We start from the raw sequence: 22,793 nt of genomic DNA on the forward strand, positions 1-22,793 counted from the left end.
AAATTAATGATTGATTGTTTTTAATACTGGTGAAAAAGTCTTGCGATGAATTGGGGTCGGGCCAAGTTTATCTAAAGCCCGTAAATGTTCTTTGGTTCCATAACCCGCATTTCGTTCGAATCCATATCCAGGATACTTACGAGCGTATTCATTCATTAAATCGTCTCGAAAAACCTTAGCAAGGATACTAGCAGCAGAAACACTAACTGATTTTGAGTCTCCCTTAATCAACCTAGTCTGCGGAATACTGTCATCAATTGTCATTGCGTCCACAATAATATGACCTGGCTGTGGATCTAACTTACTAATTACGTTTTTCATGGCAATTCTAGTTGCTTCATAAATATTGACTTGATCAATCATCTGACTTGAAACCGCAAAATAGTTGTAAGCAATCGCTTCCTTTTTGATTTTTGGAACTAGTTCTCGTCTTTTTTCATCACTTAATTTTTTGGAATCATTGACGTCAATAAGATCAAAGTCAACTGGTAAAATTGCCGCACCAGCGACTACTGGACCAGCAAGCGGCCCTCTGCCCACTTCATCAACGCCAGCAATATACTTCACCCCGCGTTGCCATATTTCTTTTTCATATTTAAATCTGGTTAAAAAATCACGTTTTTTCTCGGTCTGGGTATTAATTCGCTTCAACGTTCTCTTAATAATTCTTTGAACTCCAATTCGTGGATCATCCCCAAAGCGGACAAAAAGCGGATCACTAACATTATCAACGTTAGCAAACCGCTCAGAAATTTCTCTAATCGTCATTACCATACTCATTTCTTTCCACCAGTTCAAGGGAATCTAACGTAAAACGCCCTAATTTTCCCTTTTGAACATCATTAATAATCCTGACGCTGGCTCGGTCGTAATCGTCTTTCATTCCAATCTTTTCAGTAATTTTAAGTAATAACTCAACATCACTTAAGTTTAAATCGGACGGACCCAAATGATAACGTTTCAAGATCTCGTCGCTATGGTGACTACGAAAAAAATGAAGCGCAAATAAAGCAATATCATCAGGATGATAAATACTCTCCTTAATTGCTCCCGTTAACGCTAATTTATCAGCAATCTCTTGATTTTGAAACTTTGGCCACAATATTCCGGGAGTATCCAATAATTCCATCGTTTTACTGGAGGTTAACCATTGTTGACCCTTAGTTACTCCCGGACGATTGCCAACCGCTGCTGATCTCTTACTAACTAACTGGTTCAACAAAGTTGACTTACCAACGTTCGGAACCCCAACACAGACAGCCTTAATGATATCTTTTTTTAATCCCTTTGCTTGCGATTGTTCTAACTTATCCTTCAGAACTTTCCGAGCAGCAGTCTCAATCTTATTTCTGACCCCACGTGATTTTGAATCGATTGAGATGGCCGATAATCCCGTACTATTAAAGTAATCTAACCATTCTTTAGTCATCTTTGGATCAGCTAAATCAGATTTAGTTAAAATAAACAAGCGTGGTTTACTACCTGATACTCGCTTAATCTCTGGATTAATCGATGAATACGGAATCCTTGCATCAACCAATTCAAAAATAATATCAACAACGTGGACATTTTCCTCAAACTGACGAATAGCTTTCGCCATGTGTCCAGGAAACCATTGTATATTACTTCCCATTTACTGCTCCTTTATCGTTAATCGAGGTAGGCAAGATACTCTTTCCATGCATCATCAAAAATTGTCATGGATGGTAAATAACCAGCATTTTCCTCCAAGTACTTAGAAAGCCTTTCAAAATTATCCTCTTGCTTTGGAAATAATTGATCAAAGAACGCATTATTAGCAAACTCCGCAATCGGATCGGAACTCCCTGGATGTCTTCTAGTCATTAAAAATTCATAAAAACTTTTTCTCAATTTCTTACCTCTTATTTCTTACGCTTAAATATCTCAAAAGTATGCGGATAAACATTATGTTCATCAACTTTTCCAGAAATCTTCTTTTCTAATTCAAATTGAGAATAATCAATATCAATCATTTTAACATCCCCATCAAAATCATGATTGATACTAGTGCGATACAGATAATCAACAAACGGCAACAAATCTTCAAATACAGACGTTCCGCCAACCACAAAAATCATTTCATTAGGGTATCTTTTTGCATACTTCAAAAATTCATCAACCGTTTTAAAGGTCACAACCCCACTCGGAAAATCACTCTGCGGGCGGTGAGTCAAAACCAAATTTTTGCGTCTTGGTAATGGTCTTTTAAAACTATCATACGTGGTTCTACCAGCTAGAATTTGATGATCGATCGTATTACGTTTAAAAAATTGCATGTCATCCGGCAAGTGCCAGGGTAATTTACCATCTTTTCCAATGACATGTCCATTTGATTCTGCCCAAATATAAGCTAACATAATAATCTCCTATACTGCCACTGACGCTTTAATTGGCTTGTCATGGTGATAATCAACCACCTTAATATCATCCATATCATAATCAAAAATACTTTCCTTATCGGGATTTAGCCATAGACGTGGAGCTGGGTGTGGCTTTCTCGTTAACTGCTCTTTGACTTGATCAATGTGATTACTGTAAATATGAGCATCACCCAACGTATGGACAAAGTCACCAGGAATTAATCCGACCTCTTTGGCAATTAAACTAGTAAGTAAAGCATAACTTGCGATATTAAATGGAACTCCTAAAAAAATATCACCACTACGCTGATACAGTTGACAACTTAACTTGCCATCGTTTACGTAAAACTGAAACATTACATGACAAGGTGGAAGAGCCATACTAGGAATATCTTCTGGATTCCAAGCACTCACAATCATTCTTCTGGAATCAGGATTAGTTTTAATGGTACTAATAACATTTTTAATCTGGTCAATCGCCTTACCATTGCTCGTTTTCCAGTTACGCCATTGACTCCCATAAACTAGGCCTAGATCGCCATATTTTTTGGCAAAATCATCGTCATTTAAAACCTGCTCACAAAATATTTTTTTCTGCTTTTGGTATTCTTCATTAAATTCAGGATCACTTTGTGAACGCAAACCAAAATTAGTCATATCGGGTCCATGATATTCGTCAGAATTAATCCATTTTTCAAACGCCCATTCGTCCCAAATATGATTATTATGTTTCAGTAAATAACGAATGTTAGTATCACCCCGCAAAAACCAGAGTAATTCTGACTTAATCAACCGAAAAGGAACTGCCTTAGTGGTTAAAAGCGGAAAGCCATCCTGTAAGTTAAAACGCATTTGATACCCAAACGTACTAATGGTTCCGGTACCAGTTCGATCTGACTTTTTATGACCATTCTCTAAAACGTAACGTTCTAGATTTAAATATGCATCCTCTAACATTTTAATCTCTTCCTTTTTTAATAAAAACAACTACTCATCAACGTACTGGCTCAAATATTCCCATCGGTTCATTAATTGATCCGATTTCTGATTTAATTCATCAAGATTTCGTTGTAACTCTGCTAACTTATCGTAATCCGAACTATTTTCTTGCATCTGTTTTTTTACATCTTTAGTCTGTCGATCTAAAGAATTAATCTTGCCATCGATCTTATCCCACTCAATTCTTTCAGCATACGTTAACTTGGTTTTCGATTTCGTGCTTTTTTTCTCGGAAGTGCTATCTTTAGCTTCATCTAATCGGCTATTGGTTTGGTTCTTACTATCATGATGAACCTGTTTCCTTTGCATTTTCATTTTTTGTAGATAATCAGTAAATTGACCAGTATAACGCTCAATCTTAGCATTCCCATCAAAAATCAATAATCGATCAGCCACTTTATCAAGAAAGTAACGGTCATGAGATACTGTAATCGTTGTTCCATTAAAGTGCTTGATGTAATCCTCTAAAACCGTTAAGGTCCCAATATCGAGATTGTTAGTTGGCTCATCAAGAAGCAGCACGTTTGGTTGCTCCATCAATAATTTCAGTAAATAAAGGCGTCTTTTTTCTCCGCCTGAAAGCTTGCGGATCAAAGTTCCGTGCATAAATTTAGGAAAAAGGAACTGTTCTAATAGATTGGTAACGCTGACCTTATTTCCATCCTTATCAACCACATTTTCACCGATATCAGTTAAATAACTAATAACACGTTTGTCTTCCGGGATTTTCTCCATTTTTTGTGTATAATATGCCATTTTGACGGTTTCACCAATATCAATGGTGCCGGACTGAAGTGGAAGCTTTCCAGCAATTGCATTTAAAAAGCTTGACTTTCCAGCGCCATTTTCACCACTAATTCCGATTCGTTCACCGTTCTGAATTAACATGCTGAAATCTCTTAGAATTGGCTTGTGAGCAATTGTTAAATTAGCGTGTTTAATGTCAATCACTTTTTTACCAAGCCGTTTTTGCCCCATTGTAATATCAACATCTTCATCGATTGGATTGCCCTGATCAACATCAGCTTTTAAATCGTTAAATCGGTTAATGCGTGCTTGTTGCTTAGTGGAACGAGCTTTAGCGCCTTTTTTCATCCACTTTAACTCTTGTTTGTAAAGCCGTTGCTGCTTATGAGAGGCAGCCTCTTGCTCTTCATCAAGTTCAGCTTTCCTCTGGACATAATCTTGATAATTACCGGGATACTTATAAAGTTTACCAAATGATAATTCCCATATTTGATTAGCAATTTGATCCAAAAAATAACGATCATGGGTAACAAATACTAAAGCTCCCTTGTATTTACTCAAAAATCGTTCCAACCAGTCAATCGAGTCAAAATCCAAGTGATTGGTAGGTTCATCTAATAAAAGTAAATCAGGTGACTGAATTAAAACCTGAGCTAATCCAACTCGTTTCTGCTGGCCACCCGACATGCTTCCCACCTTTTGATCTAAATCGGTAATTTTCAGTTGATTAAGGATGTTTTTAACGTCCACTTCCGCCGTCCAGGCATCCTCTTCATTCATTTTTGCTTCTGCATTCTCAAACTTTTTTTCAAAATCTGAATTTTCCGGATGCTTAGAGTAATTTTTAAGTGCATGTTCATAGGATCTGATGATTTTAAAAATCTTTTGATCACCAGCAAAAACAGCGTCAATAACGGTTAGGTTTTCATCTAAATCTGGAACCTGCTTTAGGTATCCAATTGTGTATGACTTAGAAGTGGTAATTGTCCCATTAACATCATGATCAATTCCAGAAATAGTATTTAAAAGGGAGGATTTACCACTTCCATTCGTTCCAATTAATCCAATTCGCTCATGTTCATTGATAATAAAGTCAAGATTTTTAAATAAAGTCTTTTCACCATACGTCTTCGTCAAGTTTTCTGCTTTTAATGTTTGCACAATATCTGCTCCAATTATTTTTAATCATTATTTATTTGCTTCGATGCAGAAAGTAGTGAATCTGAATCATTTTTAATTTGGCCACTTATAACGGAACGTTCCAGTTGATTAAGAACATTTCCTAATAATGGACCTGGTTTAAAACCTCTATCAATCAACATTTTACCGTTAATTTTTAGTTCACTTTTACTTTTAATCGGAAGGCGATCATATTCATTTTCTATTTGGTCAATATTTACTACCTTACCTAAGGTCATGGCTACTTGACATGCGTTATCAAGATTGATGCGACCAACTTTATACGACGTTACTGGATCTAAAACATCACTTACAATCTTGTAAGTTGCTTTAACCGTTAGTTTAACGTTCTCGGTTAACCTATTTGATCCCTTCCAACTCTTCATCAGATGTCCAATCTGTTCACTATTTAATTCGCACTGACATGCAATTAAGGACCAAACCTGAACTTCATTATTAATGTATTCTGAAATGGGACGTGACCCTAACCTAGCTATTTCAGAAACATAATCACCCAAGACGGGAACATACTTAATTAAATTCGTTTGGATCATCTGTTTAAGCCCCCTGCCAGGAGCCATCCCTAGCATCATCTTTACAAATTCCACGTTAATTCGTTCCACAGCAATCTTTTTTAATAGATAACTATGTTTACTAATCGCATTAAAAGTGTTCTTTTCAATTGCAAAATTCAGTTTACTAGCAAAGCGAACAGCACGCATCATTCGTAAAGCATCCTCATTAAAACGTTGTTCTGGATCTCCAACAGCCTTAATTAGATGATTTCTTAAATCATTTAAGCCACCAAACAAGTCAATGATTTCACCATTTTCTTTCATGGCAAGCGCATTGATAGTAAAATCACGACGCTTTAAATCATCTTCAAGTGATCGAACAAAGGTAACTTGATCGGGACGCCGATAATCTTGGTATCCTGATTCAGTCCGAAACGTCGTGATTTCATAAGATCGACCATCGTGCACCACCGTGACGGTTCCGTGTTCAATCCCAGTATCAATTGTCTTCTTGAAAATGGTTTTAATTTCTTCAGGATACGCACTACTTGCGATATCAACGTCATGAATTGGTGCATGCAAAATAGTGTCACGGACTGATCCGCCAACAAAATAAGCTTGAAATCCCGCTTCTTCAATTGTCTGAAGAACCCTTCTAGCATCATCAAATTCACTTGGTAAGTTGTCTATTTTCATGATCCACACACCTTCACTGATTTCATTCTACCAAAATTATCATATAAAAGTTAGGCTTGTGTCTGGTTCTTGTGTTATAATTAAGTTAAAGTAACTTATTACAGGAGACAAATCATGAGTAACAATTATCCATATCAAGATCATTTTGAACGTTATCTAAGAAAAAAAGAACTCTCAAATGTAACCATTCGAGAGTATTCCAAAACCTTATCGGATCTTTTTAATTATTTATCTAATTTTAACGTGGGATACCAAGCGGATCACCGAGTTAGTCAAATCTTTGATCGAGACATCGAGCAATATCTAGATATGATCATTTCTAAGCGTAATAACGGAAACAATACCTATAACAAGGTTTTATCTCAGATCAACGTCTATTTTAAATTCTTATTTAACAACCACCTTAATACCCATCTTCCTACAATTAACATTAAAAGTAAGGAAAAAAACGAACATAATTCATACATTACCAAGTGGATCTATTCTTTACCAACTATCCTCGAAGATCCTGAGGTTCACTACTACACTAGAATGACGCTGTTACTTATCAGTAAGGGATACCAATCTTCAGAGTTTCTCTTACCTGGCTTTTATCATGAATTAAACCACGTTGACTTTTCACCTGAAGAAAAATCCTTTTTATCTAATTTTCAAAAATTTGTTACCCCGCTTCAAATTCGTCATCATTCAAAGGACCTCTTTTTAAAGCAAAGAATCGCTTCCAACTGCCATATTACATCTGCAGGTCTTCACAAATACTTAAAGCCAGATAGTGAATACCTAGCAATGAATCTTAATCCCAAATCACTATACCAAGCATTCGTCGTTAACTACCTCAATCAACATCCAAATGATAGTGACAAAACTCTTGCACAGGATTTAAGAATGGATCCAGCGTCACTAATCTATTATCAAAAATTAGCACAAAAATAAGGATCAGAGTATCAAATCCAACTCTGATCCTTATTTTGTTACTCGTAATCTTCTAAATCCTCAAGCATGTATGCCATTTCATCATCAGTCGGGACAAGTTTCACATAATGTTTTAACAATTTAATGGTTTCCTTAATTTGACCATTCTCTCTGAACAATAAAATCGCCTCACGTAAGAAATCAGGATTATCATCAAAGTACGGAAGAGCTCGCTCATAGTACTTTTGAGCATCATCATACTTTTCAAGATGAGCATAAGACACCGCCAAATTCCAGTAAATTTGTGGATCGGTTTCTTCTTTTACGTATGGGCTCAAAAAATCAACATTTTTTTGATATTCACCCTGCTTAACGTACAAATTAGATAACTTAATAACTAATTCCATGTTATCCGGATCAACCTGATGTCCCTTATTAAGATACTTCAGGGCTAGATCTTCTTTTGAAAGTTTAGCAGCAACGTCTGCGGCTTTAATGTACATATTGACATTATACTGATCAACGCTCATACCCTCCTGATAAACCTTTAAAGCATTTTCAGGTTCATTCATTTGAATGTATGCTTCCCCTAAGTAAGGATACATTGAGGCATACTGAGGATCCTCTTCTCGCAACTGCTTGAACATCTCAATCGCTTTAGCGTAGTTCTTCAACTGTAAGTAAGTAAAACCCGTTTCAAATTTGACGTCTGGCGTCATATCAGTGGGCTTAATCTGTTCAAGATATCCAATAGCCTGTTCAAAATGACCTGCATTAGCGTATGCCACCCCTAACCTTTCAACCAAATTAACTGAAGAAATGTTCAAAACACCTTGTTTAATTATTCCCAAGTATATAGGAATGGCTTTATCAAATTGTCCGGTAGAAAAATACAATTCAGCCAGGGCAAATTTAATTACGTTTTCGTCTGGATCAATTTTTTCAGCTTCAAGTAACTTTTGTTCACTAACGTTATACATTTCCTGAGTTTGATAAAGATCAGCTTCAACCATCAAAGCATTAACATAATTTGGTGAATCAGGTTTAATCTCACTTAAATAATTAAGCGCTTTATCAATCTTGCCTTCAGAAATCAAAATATCCGCAATACTTGTTCTTAACTCGTCTTCCTCAGGATATTTTTTTAAAAGATCTTTATATATATCAATCGATTCGTTTAAAAAACCTAATGAATAAAGTTCTTCTGCTAACGAATAAATCATATCATCACTATCATTTACCTTGGCTTTTTTGATGTCATCGTTAAATTGACTCATATCACCCTTTTTTAGGGCGTCTAAGGCTTGCTCTGAATAAGTCATTACACATGTCCTCCTACTAATAAAAAAACCAGTACGCATAAGCGCACTGGTTAAACTATTAAATAAAACTATTTAACAGCTTCCTTTAAAGCCTTACCAGGTTTAAAGGCAGGTACTTTACTTGCAGGGATTTGAATTTCTGCACCAGTTTGGGGGTTACGTCCCTTACGAGCGGCACGATTACGTACTTCGAAATTACCAAAACCGATCAATTGTACCTTTTCACCGTGAGTCAACTTGTCTTGGATTGAGTCAAAAACTGCATCCAAAGCTGCGGTGGCATCTTTCTTAGTTAAACCAGTTGCCTTTGCGACATCATTAACTAATTCTGCTTTGTTGGCCATGTGTATTCACCTCCTGAATAGATGTTTTTTATGTAAAAAACACCCAATAAGTTAAAGATTAAGCCAGGGGAAATGATGTACTACTACATCATTTCTAGTCTTAATTTAGCATAAGAATGGTGTCATTGCAACAAATAATGGAAGTATAATTAACATTTACTAAAAAAATTTTAATATAATTATGATTAGAAGGTTGTTACCATTACTCATTACTTTCGACGCCTTGCTATCAAGTGAATTGGTGTCCCAGCAAAGTCAAAATTTTTTCTAATTTGATTTTCCAAATAACGTTTGTACGAAAAATGAAGTAGTTCTGGATCATTTACAAACAAGACAATCGTTGGCGGTCCAACAGCAACCTGGGTAGCATAGTAAATCCGAAGTCGCTTCCCATTTCTGGTTGGTGTTGGAGTAATTGCGATTGAATCCATGATAACATCATTTAAGGTTGACGACTGGATTCGACGTTGATGGTTTTCGTTAACTCGTTTAATCAAAGATGGTAACTGACTAACATGTTGTTTGGTCGTTGCGGATACAAAAATAATGGGTGCGTAAGCCAAATACTGAAATTGCTCACGAATATCAGCTTCAAATTGTTGTTGCGAGTGATTATCTTTTTTTAAAGCGTCCCATTTATTAACGACAATGATGACACCCTTGCCAGCCTCGTGCGCATATCCAGCAACCCGCTTGTCTTGCTCTCTAATGCCTTCTTCTGCATTGAGAACCATTAATGTCACATCACTTCCATCAATTGCTCTCATAGCTCGCATTACGCTGTATTTCTCGGTCTTTTCATAAACCTTACCACGTTTCCGAATTCCTGCGGTATCAACAATGGTGTACTCTTGACCATCATTTTCAAACTTAGTGTCAATCGCATCGCGAGTAGTGCCAGCTACATTTGATACGATCACCCGATTCTCTCCTAAAATAGCATTGACAAGTGATGACTTGCCAACATTTGGTCGGCCAATCACACTAAATTTAATACTATCATCGTCAGCTTCGTTAGCATTTTCTGGGAAATTCTTAACAACAGCATCTAACAAATCCCCTAAACCAAGTCCGTGAGAGCCCGAAATGGGATATGGGTCACCAAACCCCAAAGCATAGAAATCATAAATGTCGGCCCGACTTTCGGGATTGTCAATTTTATTAACCGCCAATACAACTGGTGTATCAGATCGATACAATAATTGGGCCACTCGTTCATCAGCGTCAGTCATTCCCTGCTTACCATTTACCATAAATATAATTACATCAGCTTCATCAATCGCAATTTCTGCTTGATCAGTAATTTGCTTAATAAATGGTTCATCAGCAACTTCAATTCCACCAGTGTCGATCAAATTAAAATTGTGACCAAGCCAACTCCCATGAGCATAAATACGATCACGGGTCACTCCAGGAGTATCTTCAACAATTGAAATTCGTTCACCAGCAATTCGATTAAAAATTGTTGATTTACCAACGTTTGGTCTTCCAACAATTGCTACAGTAGGTTTTGCCATTTTATATCACCTCTTATTTTGAGAATAAAAAAAATCCTTCATAAATATGAAGGATAATTTTCTAATTACTCATTGTCATCATCATTTAATTCATTTCCAACAATGTCACCTAACGTAAAACCATTCTCTTCTTCAGGAGCATTATTAGTTGAATTATCACTCACATTTTTCTTTGGAGTTTTTTGATCATCTCTGGGGTCTTTTTCGAGAGCTTTCATTGACAATGCTAATCGATGTTCTTCAGGTTGAACGTCAAGGACTTTAACTTTAACGTCTTCGCCAGACTTCAAAACATCACTCGGCTTGTCAATATGCTTATGTGAAATTTGTGAAATGTGAACTAATCCTTCAACACCAGGGAAAACTTCAACAAAAGCACCAAAATCAACTAAGCGCTTAACTTTTCCATCAAGGATACTTCCCTTAGGAGCTTTTTCTTCAATGTCACTCCAAGGACCTGGTTGAGTTTGTTTAATTGATAATGAAATACGATTACGATCAGGATCAACTGAAAGAACTTTAACCTTAACCTCTTCGCCAACCTTCAGAACATCACTTGGTTTGTTAACATGTTCATAAGAAATTTCTGAAACGTGAACAAGTCCATCAATCCCACCAAGATCGACAAAGGCACCAAAGTTAGTCAAACGAGCAACTTTCCCTTCAACAACATCTCCGGGTTTTAGTGTGCTCATAATTCGATCACGAGCTTCTTTACGTTCTGCTTCAGCAATCGCTCTATGTGATAAAATCAAACGATTCTCTTCAGGGACAACTTCAATAATCTTAACTTCGAGTTCTTGACCTTTAAATTGATTTAAATCATCAACAAAGTGATCAGTAATCATGGAAGCTGGAATAAATCCACGAACTCCGTCAGCATTTACCACTAAACCACCTTTTACCGCACGAGTAACAGTAACTTTGATGGTGTCACCCTTATCAGCTTTTTCCTTGATGTCATCCCAAACCTTGAGAGCCTCAAGTCTTCTGATTGAAAGAAGGTAACTTCCACCTTCCTTATCATCACCAATTCGAGATACAACAACAACCTTAACTTTGTCTCCAACTTTGTAGTTTGAAGTTGGGTTATCTTCCCTTTGTGCGGAAATTTCTTTCCTTGGAATAACTCCTTCAACACCAGCGCCTTCGATTCCCACGACTAATTGCTGGTCATCATCAATGGCCAAAATTTCACCATTAACAACATCACCAACGTTTACCTGCTTAATATTATCGAGAGCGGCTAATAAATCTTTGTTTGCATTAGTATCGTTTTCACTCATCAAACATTTCCTCCTTGCAACAACTCTAATTGCTATTTTATCTTAGTTGGAAATAAAATACCAGTTAATCGGCTTTATTATTTGAAAGTTGTTGAATTTTATTTTCGATTAATTGCGAAATTGCCGCAACCACGTCATCAATCGACATTGAAGTGGTATCAATTTCAAAAGCATCAGATGCTTTTTTTAATGGGGATATCTTTCGATGGGAATCCTTATAATCCCGTTCCTCAATATCTTTTTTAAGTTTATTGAGATTAACCGAAATTCCCTTTGCTTGATCCTCTTTATATCTCCGCTCAGCTCGCTCCGTAACACTGGCAATTAAAAAGACCTTTACATCTGCCTTTGGTAGAACCGTCGTGCCAATGTCTCTACCATCCATAACGATTCCACCATCTTTTGCCAAATCCTGTTGTCTTTTAACTAATTCGAAACGAATTGATCCAAGTGCTGAAACTGCTGAAACATTACTAGTTACCTGAGGACTGCGAATATCATTTGTAACTTCTTTACCGTCAACAAAGACCTTTTGAACTGAATCACCCGGTTCAAAAGTAATCGTGGTTTTTTTTAAAAGATCAAGAAGGGTCTTCTCATCATTTAAATCTAATCCTAGTCTAATTGCTTTTAACGTAATTGATCGATACATTGCACCGGTATCACAATATATGTAATGAAATTTTTTTGCAACTAGTTTAGCTACCGTGCTTTTACCCGCTGAAGCAGGTCCATCGATTGCAACTTGTAAGCCGTTCTTACCCAAATGTAATCAATCCTTATCATTTATTTGTAATTATTTAACCCTTAAACTTTGTCCTGGATGAATCTGGCTGGATGAACTAAGTCCATTTAATTTTAATAACTGTTGCATACTAATACCCGCATTAGTAGCTACGCGATAAACTCCCTGACCTTTTTGAACCTTAACGTAATCATTACTACCAGCATTATCAGTGCCATTCGTTGTTTGGGCTGGTTTTTGTTGCTGCGAGTTATTAGCAGTAGATGATGAATCACTACTTGGAGTCGTACTACTTTGGTTACTTCCCGTTTCGTTTTGAACGGATGAAGATGAAGCCTCTTCAGATCCAGCATCAGATGAAACAGTATTATCATTTGTAGTATCCTCACTTTGAACACTACCTGAGTTTGCTTTCGGTTTCTTTGATTTCTGATCTTTATTCTTTTTGAGTTTTTCGTGGTGCATCTTACTACTCTGAGTCTTTTCACTGGTACTCCCATTTCCAACCGCACGTTCCTTAGAAAGCCCAAAAACAAGTGCAACAAGGGCAATAATTACAATAACAGAAACCAGCATAATCACGACTAATGAATTACTACGATGGTGCTTACGATACTCCGTTCTTGAAAGATTTCCATCTGGATCGGTATCATCTGAAAATGAATCATCCCATGGATCATTTTTTTTGTTATCTTTATGTTTGTCGTCCCTCATAAATACATCCCTCCAAAACTTCTATGGTGATTATATCATTTTTTGTGCCTAATTATTATTAAAAAAGTTTGTCCAAAATCTCATACCAAGTACCAGTTAAATTGGACTTTTCACTATTAACGTCTTTTAACAAACCAAGACTCATTAAATCAAACTTTTCACTTCCAAAGTCACAACAATCATCAGTGTGGTCATCAAAGTTCACATCAAATAAAGAAAGCAGAAGTTTTCGCCGACAGCCAGTATGATTAATGTACCGGACAACTTGCTTTAAACTTTGATCCTTTTTAAGGGTGACCTCAGAAAAAATCTGTTTGACGTCATCATTACCATACCCATGATTTAAATAGAACTGAAGGAGTTTCTTATTCTGCTCACTCATTTTAGCTTTGGGATTTGAAAAGAAATTATCAATCTGTTGATCATTAGGAATGGACCTAACAATTAAGCTCTGTGCAATTTGTTCATCACCATTAGAGTAAAGTAACACTGCGATACTCTGTTTACCGTCTCTTCCAGCTCTGCCAATTTCTTGAACATAACTTTCCATATCAGTCGGCATATGGTAATGGACTACAAATCGGATGTCTGATTTATCAATCCCCATTCCAAAGGCGCTGGTTGCACAGATGACCTGAAGCTCATTATCCATAAACTGATGCTGAATCCGATACCGATCATCGTTACTAAGACCGGCATGATAAGCTGCCACTTTGATATCAGTTTGTTCTCTAAGTTTCAAAGCAACTTTCGAAGCCTTATCTCGGCTAGAGAAATAAATTATACCGGGATACTTGAGTTTCTCAATTAAATTAAAAAGATAGGCTTGCTTATCTTTTTCACTTGAACTTTTATGAACCGCAAGGAAAACGTTAGGCCGATCCACATTTTCAATTATTTCTTGAACGTCAGTTAACTTCAAATAATTAATGATATCTCTTTGAACTTTTTTTGAAGCAGTTGCCGTTAGCATTAGCGTTTGCGGATGTCCTAACGTACGAATCACCTGTCTTAATGACAGGTAATCAGGACGAAAATCAAGCCCCCACTTAGAGATACAATGTGCTTCATCAATCACCAATAAGCCAATTTTCAATTGCTTAATTCGGTTAAGCACATCAGAATTAGATAATAGTTCTGGAGAAACAAAAATATAACGAAACTGATCAAGATGCTTCAATAGCCGGTGTCGCTTCGACCAATCGTTCATTGAATTTAAAGCACACACCCGCTTTTCCCCCATAAAGTTCATTCGACCAACCTGATCTTCCATAAGAGAAATAAGTGGCGAAACAATCACAACCGGCCGCTTAACTAAATACCCATATAACTGGTATATTAATGATTTGCCTGCCCCAGTTGGCATGACTGAAAGAACATTTGCGCCATTTAATAGTGCAGAAATGGTCTTATCTTGACCAGGCTTAAAATCACTAAAGCCAAACTTGTTTTTTAATATTTGTTTAGCAAGTTTCATCTTATTCATTATGAATTCCCTGTTTTGTCTGTTTGATTTCAAGTAATCTAAATTGAAAAAAACTAAACTGCTCTAAAACGTCAGTTGGTAATTGATGATAGTCCCAGTCATCAACGTCCGTTCCAAGTAGAATACGCCTAACTTTTCTTTCCATTTGAAGGGAAATGAAATTTCGATAAGGAAACTTGTCATAATCAACGTAAATTGCAACTTCCAGAAGATGTTCTAGGACAGTTGACTCTCGTAGATTTCGCAGTTGTTCAACCTTTTTTATATTACCCAATCGTTCATATTCATCAAAAGTCCTTTTAGCACTACCAGAAATTGGATTTTTGAAAAGACCATTAAGTAATGGAACCATTACAGATTGATCACTTTGCTCAACAAAGTTCGCCAATTTTGCATAATTGATAAAATCAGCAATATAACTTTTGACTAACGATTGGTTTAAATTATGTGCAATCTGCTGGATTGTGAATCCATTAGTACTAAATCCAACTAATCCTTGAGCAAATAAATCAGCGTCATTTAGATCGAGTAAGGATAAAAATCGTTTCAACTCTTTCTTTAAATCTGTGCCAACTTGCTTGCGATCAATCAGTCGATAATATTTTTTAATAAAATCTTTATTCACTCCATCAACATTGACTGGATAATAGTGTCTAACGTTATGGACATGCTCTGAGATAATCTGAACAAACAACTGCAATCGTTGCTTAAAACTAACTAAATCAATCCTTTGAAAAGTATGTAATGAAAAAGAAAGATTAGAATCATCAATCATTTTAACTAATTCTGCTCTTTCTTTTTCTCCTTCAGACGTTAATTTAAACTGACCATGTTCAACTTCTTCCAGCAAGTTCGCACTAATCAGAGACTTAACATCTAATTCGTTTTTATTAAAATATCGTCCAACTCCAAGAAGGTCTAAAAGACCATATCTCATCGCCCAGTATAAGGTGGCTACCGTTTTCTTGCCTAACAGTAAGTTTTCAATTAATCGAGCCCTTCGTTTTTGGGTTGCACTAAAAACGAAAAGACCAAGAGCTTCATTTGTATTATTAATCATTTTTGATAAGATCGCTTATTAATCCATTTCTGCATTTGTTTTGCAATAATCACAAAAATCAATCCAATCACAATACCCTTGATTAAGTTAAAGGGAACTACTCCGTAAAGAATCGTTTTGGCAAGCGAAAAATCTAACTTTAAATTTGTTAGTTTCACATACAGTGGAGTACTAATGAACAAATTGGTAATACTCATGACAATTGTTAACGCCAGCGTTTCAACCAAAACAATCAAAAAGTCAATCCAGTGACTTTTAAATAAATATTTTCTCAAAAAGTAAAACACCAAAATCATTGTTAATGAGGCTAAAAGAGAGGTGGTCAACCCAATTAACTCAAGTGGTGAAAAACCCATCACCATCCAGTAAATAAATAGTTTAAGTATCACAGCTTCAATGGCTGCACCCGGTCCCAATAATAACAAACAAATCAAAATTGGAATATCCGAAAAATCCAATTTCAAATAACTCATGTATGGGATGATTGGAAATGAAATCAACATTAACAAAAATGAGATCGCACCAATCACGGCAGTTATAGTAATTCTTTTAATTCGATCGTTTTTAGCTATCATCACAATTCCTCCAATTAAACGTTCTTCAAAGTCAATTAGGGTAAATTGCGCCATAAAAAAACTCATCTTCTTTATACCAGACTTTACTGTCGGCAATGGGATTTCACCATCTCAACCAATTTTCATTGGGTAGTGGGCTGTAACCACCGATTGGGAATTTCACCCGACCTTGAAGACGTTTTATTAATTATTTAGTTAAAGCATACAAATCTCGTATTTCTCTTTTTCGGAGCCTACGAAACTCACCAGGTTGTAAGTTTTCTAAACCGATCCCAGCAAACTCTTCCCGTTTTAATTTTTCAACAGGATGACCAACTGCTTTCAGCATATCTTTAACTTCATGATTCTTACCCTCGTGAATCGTCAAACGTAGCACCGAATTATTCTTTGAATTACCAGCCTTATAAATCACCTCAACTTCCGCGGGTGCACTCTTATACTTGCCATTAATTAAAACACCCTTTCGAATTTTATTCAACTCATTGTGATCGAGTTTCCCAATCACCTTAACTAAGTATGTCTTTTTTACTTCATATTTAGGATGAGTTAACTGGAAATCAAGCGTTCCGTCGTTAGTTAAAATAATTATCCCACTCGTATCATAATCTAATCGTCCAACGGGGTATATTCGTTCAGGAACCTTTTTTAAAAAGTTCAAAACGGTCTCTCGATCCCTTTCATCCCTCACAGAAGAAATTACCCCACGTGGCTTATACAGGGCAAAATATACTAGATCTTCTTTTCTTAACGATGTTCCATCCACCTCAATCTTGTCAGTGGGTTCAACTTTTATCCCTAACTGATTAACAATCTTACCATTAACCTTCACATGTCCAGTACTAATGAGTTCCTCAGACTTTCGTCTCGAAGCCACCCCATCATGCGCCATAACTTTTTGTAATCTTTCACTCATCTTGCTGATCCTCCAATGGTTTCATTTTATCATCAAACATCTGACCATAATCTTTTGGATCTCTTTCTGCATCTAAAGCTGGTAAATCATTAATGCTTTTAAGGTTAAAAGCGTTTAAAAAAAGGTCGGTAGTAACATATAGCTTAGGTTTGCCTGGTTCATCACGCTCACCCTTGATGGTAATTAAATTTTGTGCCAAAAGATTTCTAATTGAAATCAAACTATTTACGCCCCTCACCTCATCAACCTCAACGCGCGTTATTGGCTGTTTATACGCAATAATCGTAAGCGTCTCAAGTGCCGACTGCGTTAACAACTCTTCATCGGATTTAACAAACTTTTGAATTACTTTTGAATAATCCTTTTTAGTTGTCATATGGATAATGTCACCATTTTGTAAAATGCAGATGCCAAATCGATCACTTGAATAACGCTCACTCAACGAAGCAATACAGCTCCGAATGGTGGAATCATTTGCGGAAGTTAATTTTTTCAACCGTTCAATTGTCATTCCAGACTCTCCCGAAACATACAAGAGAGCTTCAATTTCTGCCATTAAATTCATTAATTAGATTTCCTTAATAAGATTTCTCCGTCATTACTGGTTTGCACAACCATAATACGATGATGTTTAACCATTTCCAAAAGTGCCAAAAAATCGGTCACTAATTCTTCTAAAGGAGAATTGGCCTCAAACAACTTGGAAAAATAGATTTCATGACTACTAGCTCCATTTATTCGTCTCATAATTACTTCACTTTGCTCATTAACGCTAAAATTCCATTCTGAAACTTGTTGAACTGGCGGTTTAGAAGTTAACTGATGTCGCTTAATGATCTTATTCCATGCTTGTTCCAGCAAGCTAATTTCAAACTCATTTTCACCAATTGCAATCTCCGACTTATTAAAAGAACGAATCCTAGAATGATAATGATTTCGTTCTACTTCTTTTTTTTGCAACTTTTTCGACGCTTTTTTATAACGATTATATTCAACCAACTGATCAACCAGATCGTCCCGTGGATCATCATCTAATTCATCATCAGTTTCTTTAGCTAACAACATTTTAGATTTAATTCGCATCAAATTAGCCGCCATTACAAAGAAATCACCAGCAATATCAAAATTTAAACGTTTCATTTCATTTAAATATTTAAAATATTGCTCAGTAATATCCTTAATGTCAATATCATAAATATCCATCTTTGCTTGTTTGATTAGATGCAGTAAAAGCTCTAGTGGACCATCAAAGTCATTAACGTGAATCTGTAGATTGTCTCTGTTCATGACTTAACTCCCATTTACTAATGACATCTTGCGTATTAAACGTTCCCATGATTTTTTTGTCAGGATATTCATTTTCAACACTATCAAGAATTCGAAATTCATTAAAAATATTGTTAGCATCTGGCGTAAGGGTAATCCTTCTAACAACCACGTTTTTCGGGTTGGTTTCAACTCCTACAATTCCAGCCCAATTTCCAAATCGATCCTTCCAAAGAAAAATGTCACGATTGTCAGCATTTCGATACCAATTCATTTCTTCCACAAGATGTTTCGTTTTATCGTTACTTTTAGAAAGTGACAACATCCCCATCACAATCTTTTCATAATCATTTCGATACCTGAATAGCATCGACATCACCTCAATTACTTGCTGTCATTATTATTCCATCTCATTTTATGCTCTTGGATGATATTTATCATACACCTGACTTAACCGCTCGTGGGAAATATGAGTGTAAATTTGCGTCGTGGAAATATCAGAATGTCCAAGTAATTCCTGCACAGTTCTAAGATCTGCTCCATTTTCTAAAATGTGCGTTGCAAAAGAATGTCGTAATGTATGTGGAGTAACGTTCTTTTTAATGCCAGCTAAACTAACGTAACGTTTAATCTTTTCCCAAATGCTTTGTCGACTAATTCGTCCACCATGCGCATTCAAAAAAACGTACGGAGATGTCCGGTGCTTAAGTAACTGTAATCGACTATCATTTAAATACTTAAATAGCCAATTCTGAGCAACTTCTCCAATTGGAACAATTCGTTCCTTATCCCCCTTTCCAATGGTCTGAATCAGATTCATTTCTAAATGAAGATCGGATAACTTTAAATTAATCAATTCAGATACTCGAAGCCCAGTAGCATACATCACTTCTAAAATGGTTCGATCTCTTACCCCATACTTGGTGTTCACATCCGGCATTTTAAGTAATCGATCAACTTCATTAACGGATAAAACATCGGGTAAGTGCTTGCCCTTTTTAGGAGTATCAATCTTGTTCATGGGGTTCTTTTTAATCACCTTAAATTCCATTAAATATTGAAAAAATTTACGAAGCGTTGATACAAATCGAATGATTGTATTACGAGACTTACCACTATTTTTCATTGTTTCCATGTAATTTAAAATTGCATACTGGTCGACATCTTTAAACGAACTGATGTGATTTTTTTTTAAATCCAACTCAAATTCCCTTAAATCTTGTCGATAACTTTTAATGGTATTGTCAGATAATCCTCTTTCTACTAGTAAATAGTGGAGATAATCTTCAATTTGATCATTCACTTACTTTCATCTCGTTTCAGTTAATTTAATTCCATCTGGGGTTTCGGAAATAACATGAGCCTTTAATAAATGCCCCAGGGCTCGTTTAAACTGAGATTTGCTGATTCCAAAGTAATCCTTAATTACTTGAGGGTCACTTTTATCGTTATAAGGTAATTCATTATTAGGCTTATGCTCAAGAATTGTCTGAATCATCTTGGCGTCCTCACCAATCACTTCATAAGATCGTGGTCTAAGTGATAAATAAAGCGTTTTATTGGGTCGGATTCCAATAATCCTAGCGTTTACTTTCTCTCCTAGTCGTGGTTGTTCTTCCTCTTCTGATTTGTCAATGAACCCTAAATTGTAGTGATCCGTTATTACTTGCGTTCCCATCAGTTTAGGGTTAATGACCCAAGCATTAACATCCCGATTTTTCAATTTTGGATCATTAACTGGTTGGGAAATCGCTTTATATATCTGAGGATCAGCTAATTTACCCCAGATTCGATTCTTACTATCCTTTTTTAAAGCAATTAAAAGTTGGTCACCAACTTCTGGCCATAATGACTTAATATCCGGCAAATCATCAAGAGAAACAGCAACATCCTTATCTGGTAAACCGATGTCAACAAAGATTCCCAATCCAAATTTAATTACAACCACTTTTCCCCATGCATAGCTGTCAATTCCAACATCCGGAACGTTTCGCGTGATTTTCATTTGATGCTTTTCATTTTCGTAGACAAATCCTTTAAAATTTCCACCTAATTTAATTGGCTTTTTTAACTCGCCCTTGTTTAAAGAATAGGTAATTCCGTTATTTTGAATGAAATACTCCTTATCGTTTTCATCAGTGACTTTTCCCGTAATTACGGTTCCCAAATCTTCATTCATATTAATTCTCCATCCCAGTGCTTTTAATGAATATTATACCAAATAAAAAAAGCATCCGATAATAATCGAGTGCTTCATTCTTAATAATTATTATTTAGCTTTTGATTGGTTTCCAGCGTAAACAACACCGCGACGACCGTCAACAGTAACTAATTGACCATCTTTGATGTTTTCAACTGCATCAGTAGCACCCACAATTACTGGAATGTTAAGGGAGATACCAACGACAGCAGCGTATGAGGTCAAACCACCGTTTTCAACCACGATTGCACTTGACTTCTTCATTGCTGGTAAGTAGTCCTTGTTTGTATCCTTAACAACTAGAACACCACCATCAATGGCTTTATCGTTAGCTTCCTTAGCATCTTTAGCAACTACTGTCTTGCCAATAACAGTTTCACCACCAACACCTTGACCTTGAGCTAATTTAGTACCAATCAACTTAACGCGAATTGTGTTAGTAGTTCCTTGATCACCTAATGGTACACCTGAAGTAATCAAGATCATGTCGCCCTCCTTAGCAAGTCCAGTTTCAACTGCCTTTTTAGCAGCCAATTCGAACATTTCATCTGGATTTGATGGTTTATCAACTAAGATTGGTTGAACACCATAGTTAACCGTCAAGCCACGACGAACACGATCGTTAAACGTTAAAGCAAGAATATCAGCGTCTGGATGATATTTTGAAATCATTCTTGCAGTGTAACCTGAACCGGTTGCAGCTACAATTGTGTGAATTCCCATATCCTTAGCAATCCGTGCAACTGCTTCACCAAGTGACTCAGTGACGTCACCAGTACCGAACTTAGGACGTGGAGTACCAAATTCAAAGAAGTGTTTGTCAGCTTCGATATCAATCTTGCTCATCATTGCAACTGACTTAACTGGGTAATCACCGTTAGCACTTTCACCTGAAAGCATAGTTGCATCAGTACCATCATAAACAGCATTAGCAACATCAGATACTTCGGCACGAGTAGGTCTTGGTTCTTCTTGCATGGAATCAAGCATTTGAGTAGCAGTGATAACTGGTTTACCTAAATCATTACAGATCTTGATTAAATGTTTTTGAACGGTTGGGACATTTTCTGGTGGAATTTCAACTCCCATGTCACCTCTGGCAACCATCAAACCATCAGATACTTTGATGATTTCGTTAAAGTTGTCGATTCCTTCTTGTGATTCAATCTTAGGAAAAATTTGAACGTCTTCCATATTCTTGCTTTCAAGTAAGGCACGGATATCTAGGACATCTTGTGGCTTTCTAACAAATGAAGCAGAGATATAGTTAATACCATGGTCACATCCGAAAAGGATATCATCAGTATCTTTTTCAGTAATACCAGGTAAGTTAATTGAAACTCCTGGAGCATTAACACCCTTACGTGAGCCCAAGACCCCGTTATTTTGGGCAGTAACCACTAACTCTTTGTTGGCATCATCTTTTTTGTCAATCTTGGTATCCAAAAGACCGTCATCAAACAGAACGTGTCCGCCAACTTTAACGTCGTCATACAAGCCTGGGTAAGAAACAGCAATCTTGTCTTTAGTTCCCTCAAGGTTACCATCCATTGAAATTCTAAATTGATCACCAGTGTGGTATTCAATCTTTCCGTCTTTTTGTACCGTGGTTCTGATTTCAGCACCCTTAGTATCTAAGACAATTCCAACAACCTTACCAGTTTTCTTTTCCGCTTCTTTCACTTTATTCATACGGTCTAAATGTTCCGCATGGTCTCCGTGTGAAAAATTGAAACGAAAAACGTTTGCTCCTGCTTCAATAAGCTTAGTGATGGTATCAACATCAGTACTTGCAGGACCAAGTGTACTTACGATCTTTGTTCTCTTCATAAGTAAAGCCTCTCCTTTTTGCATGGCACACATCTGCGTACCATGCATTATTTGATTTCAAGTGTATTGTATCACTTTTTATAAGGATTGTCGTTAGTTTCACAGG

Annotated in this window: 24 protein-coding genes and 1 riboswitch; of the genes, 1 reads left to right on the plus strand and 23 read right to left on the minus strand. The window is 36.4% G+C overall.

Features of this window, described 5'->3' with window-relative positions; translation table 11 throughout:
- Positions 1-3: 3 nt before the first annotated feature.
- The 7 genes from rnhB to AC6UDF_RS02940 are packed head-to-tail and all read right to left on the minus strand — an operon-like array spanning position 4 to position 6,517.
- Complete coding sequence (gene rnhB / locus AC6UDF_RS02910) at positions 4-780, minus strand: ribonuclease HII (protein WP_500723808.1); 777 nt, start codon at positions 778-780, stop codon at positions 4-6.
- The gene (gene ylqF, locus AC6UDF_RS02915) at positions 758-1,633 is read right to left on the minus strand and encodes a ribosome biogenesis GTPase YlqF (protein ID WP_500693771.1); all 876 of its coding nucleotides are present in this window, start codon (positions 1,631-1,633) and stop codon (positions 758-760) included. The genes rnhB and ylqF overlap by 23 nt, the downstream gene beginning before the upstream one ends.
- 17 nt (positions 1,634-1,650) lie before the next feature.
- Positions 1,651-1,872 (minus strand): YozE family protein, encoded by a 222-nt coding sequence (locus AC6UDF_RS02920; protein WP_500693772.1) that lies wholly within the window; start codon positions 1,870-1,872, stop codon positions 1,651-1,653.
- An 11-nt stretch (positions 1,873-1,883) separates the two neighbouring features.
- Positions 1,884-2,378: a dihydrofolate reductase gene (locus tag AC6UDF_RS02925; protein WP_500693773.1), complete on the minus strand. Its 495-nt coding sequence runs from the start codon at positions 2,376-2,378 to the stop codon at positions 1,884-1,886.
- A gap of 9 nt (positions 2,379-2,387) precedes the next feature.
- A complete protein-coding gene (locus tag AC6UDF_RS02930; protein WP_500693774.1) occupies positions 2,388-3,338 on the minus strand; it encodes a thymidylate synthase in 951 nt (316 codons plus the stop codon).
- 30 nt (positions 3,339-3,368) lie between these two features.
- Positions 3,369-5,288 (minus strand): ABC-F family ATP-binding cassette domain-containing protein, encoded by a 1,920-nt coding sequence (locus AC6UDF_RS02935; RefSeq protein WP_500693775.1) that lies wholly within the window; start codon positions 5,286-5,288, stop codon positions 3,369-3,371.
- Between the two features lie 20 nt (positions 5,289-5,308).
- Entirely contained in the window at positions 5,309-6,517 is a 1,209-nt protein-coding gene (locus AC6UDF_RS02940; RefSeq protein ID WP_500706467.1) for a CCA tRNA nucleotidyltransferase, read from the minus strand.
- 114 nt (positions 6,518-6,631) lie between these two features.
- On the opposite strand from AC6UDF_RS02940, the gene AC6UDF_RS02945 reads away from it, so the two are divergent.
- A complete protein-coding gene (locus AC6UDF_RS02945) occupies positions 6,632-7,450 on the plus strand; it encodes a site-specific integrase (protein ID WP_500693777.1) in 819 nt (272 codons plus the stop codon).
- Positions 7,451-7,488: 38 nt separating this feature from the next.
- On the opposite strand, the gene AC6UDF_RS02950 is transcribed toward AC6UDF_RS02945, so the two are convergent.
- The 16 genes from AC6UDF_RS02950 to pyk all read right to left on the minus strand — a co-directional run bounded on the left by AC6UDF_RS02950 (position 7,489) and on the right by pyk (position 22,687).
- On the minus strand, positions 7,489-8,751 hold the full coding sequence (locus AC6UDF_RS02950) for a tetratricopeptide repeat protein (protein ID WP_500706466.1): 1,263 nt from the start codon (positions 8,749-8,751) through the stop codon (positions 7,489-7,491).
- Between the two features lie 68 nt (positions 8,752-8,819).
- On the minus strand, positions 8,820-9,095 hold the full coding sequence (gene hbs, locus AC6UDF_RS02955) for a non-specific DNA-binding protein Hbs (RefSeq protein ID WP_010021419.1): 276 nt from the start codon (positions 9,093-9,095) through the stop codon (positions 8,820-8,822).
- Between the two features lie 209 nt (positions 9,096-9,304).
- Positions 9,305-10,612 (minus strand): ribosome biogenesis GTPase Der, encoded by a 1,308-nt coding sequence (der, locus tag AC6UDF_RS02960; protein ID WP_500706463.1) that lies wholly within the window; start codon positions 10,610-10,612, stop codon positions 9,305-9,307.
- A gap of 65 nt (positions 10,613-10,677) precedes the next feature.
- Positions 10,678-11,898 (minus strand): 30S ribosomal protein S1, encoded by a 1,221-nt coding sequence (rpsA, locus tag AC6UDF_RS02965; protein WP_500706461.1) that lies wholly within the window; start codon positions 11,896-11,898, stop codon positions 10,678-10,680.
- A 64-nt stretch (positions 11,899-11,962) separates the two neighbouring features.
- Complete coding sequence (cmk, locus tag AC6UDF_RS02970; protein ID WP_500706459.1) at positions 11,963-12,664, minus strand: (d)CMP kinase; 702 nt, start codon at positions 12,662-12,664, stop codon at positions 11,963-11,965.
- Positions 12,665-12,694: 30 nt separating this feature from the next.
- Positions 12,695-13,357, minus strand: a complete 663-nt coding sequence (locus AC6UDF_RS02975) for a LysM peptidoglycan-binding domain-containing protein (RefSeq protein WP_500706457.1) — start codon at positions 13,355-13,357, stop codon at positions 12,695-12,697.
- 58 nt (positions 13,358-13,415) lie between these two features.
- The gene (locus tag AC6UDF_RS02980) at positions 13,416-14,843 is read right to left on the minus strand and encodes a RecQ family ATP-dependent DNA helicase (protein ID WP_500706455.1); all 1,428 of its coding nucleotides are present in this window, start codon (positions 14,841-14,843) and stop codon (positions 13,416-13,418) included.
- A complete protein-coding gene (locus AC6UDF_RS02985; protein ID WP_500706453.1) occupies positions 14,836-15,903 on the minus strand; it encodes a helix-turn-helix domain-containing protein in 1,068 nt (355 codons plus the stop codon). The genes AC6UDF_RS02980 and AC6UDF_RS02985 overlap by 8 nt, the downstream gene beginning before the upstream one ends.
- The gene (locus AC6UDF_RS02990; RefSeq protein ID WP_500696664.1) at positions 15,900-16,544 is read right to left on the minus strand and encodes an ECF transporter S component; all 645 of its coding nucleotides are present in this window, start codon (positions 16,542-16,544) and stop codon (positions 15,900-15,902) included. Before AC6UDF_RS02990 ends, AC6UDF_RS02985 begins: the two co-directional genes overlap by 4 nt.
- Positions 16,539-16,659: riboswitch (FMN riboswitch) on the minus strand. (Overlaps the previous gene by 6 nt.)
- A gap of 6 nt (positions 16,660-16,665) precedes the next feature.
- The gene (locus AC6UDF_RS02995; RefSeq protein WP_500699459.1) at positions 16,666-17,391 is read right to left on the minus strand and encodes a pseudouridine synthase; all 726 of its coding nucleotides are present in this window, start codon (positions 17,389-17,391) and stop codon (positions 16,666-16,668) included.
- Positions 17,384-17,956: an SMC-Scp complex subunit ScpB gene (scpB, locus tag AC6UDF_RS03000; RefSeq protein ID WP_500706450.1), complete on the minus strand. Its 573-nt coding sequence runs from the start codon at positions 17,954-17,956 to the stop codon at positions 17,384-17,386. Before scpB ends, AC6UDF_RS02995 begins: the two co-directional genes overlap by 8 nt.
- Complete coding sequence (locus AC6UDF_RS03005; protein WP_500706448.1) at positions 17,956-18,678, minus strand: segregation and condensation protein A; 723 nt, start codon at positions 18,676-18,678, stop codon at positions 17,956-17,958. The genes scpB and AC6UDF_RS03005 overlap by 1 nt, the downstream gene beginning before the upstream one ends.
- Complete coding sequence (locus AC6UDF_RS03010; RefSeq protein ID WP_500706446.1) at positions 18,647-19,027, minus strand: riboflavin biosynthesis protein RibT; 381 nt, start codon at positions 19,025-19,027, stop codon at positions 18,647-18,649. The genes AC6UDF_RS03005 and AC6UDF_RS03010 overlap by 32 nt, the downstream gene beginning before the upstream one ends.
- 45 nt (positions 19,028-19,072) lie before the next feature.
- Positions 19,073-19,960, minus strand: coding sequence for a site-specific tyrosine recombinase XerD (xerD, locus tag AC6UDF_RS03015; RefSeq protein WP_500693790.1), 888 nt, complete (start codon positions 19,958-19,960; stop codon positions 19,073-19,075).
- 6 nt (positions 19,961-19,966) lie between these two features.
- On the minus strand, positions 19,967-20,836 hold the full coding sequence (locus AC6UDF_RS03020; RefSeq protein ID WP_500723811.1) for a CvfB family protein: 870 nt from the start codon (positions 20,834-20,836) through the stop codon (positions 19,967-19,969).
- 90 nt (positions 20,837-20,926) lie between these two features.
- On the minus strand, positions 20,927-22,687 hold the full coding sequence (gene pyk / locus AC6UDF_RS03025; RefSeq protein WP_500706444.1) for a pyruvate kinase: 1,761 nt from the start codon (positions 22,685-22,687) through the stop codon (positions 20,927-20,929).
- Between the last annotated feature and the right edge of the window lie 106 nt (positions 22,688-22,793).

It is taken from the genome of Fructilactobacillus sp. X2R6C1, from assembly GCF_059901295.1.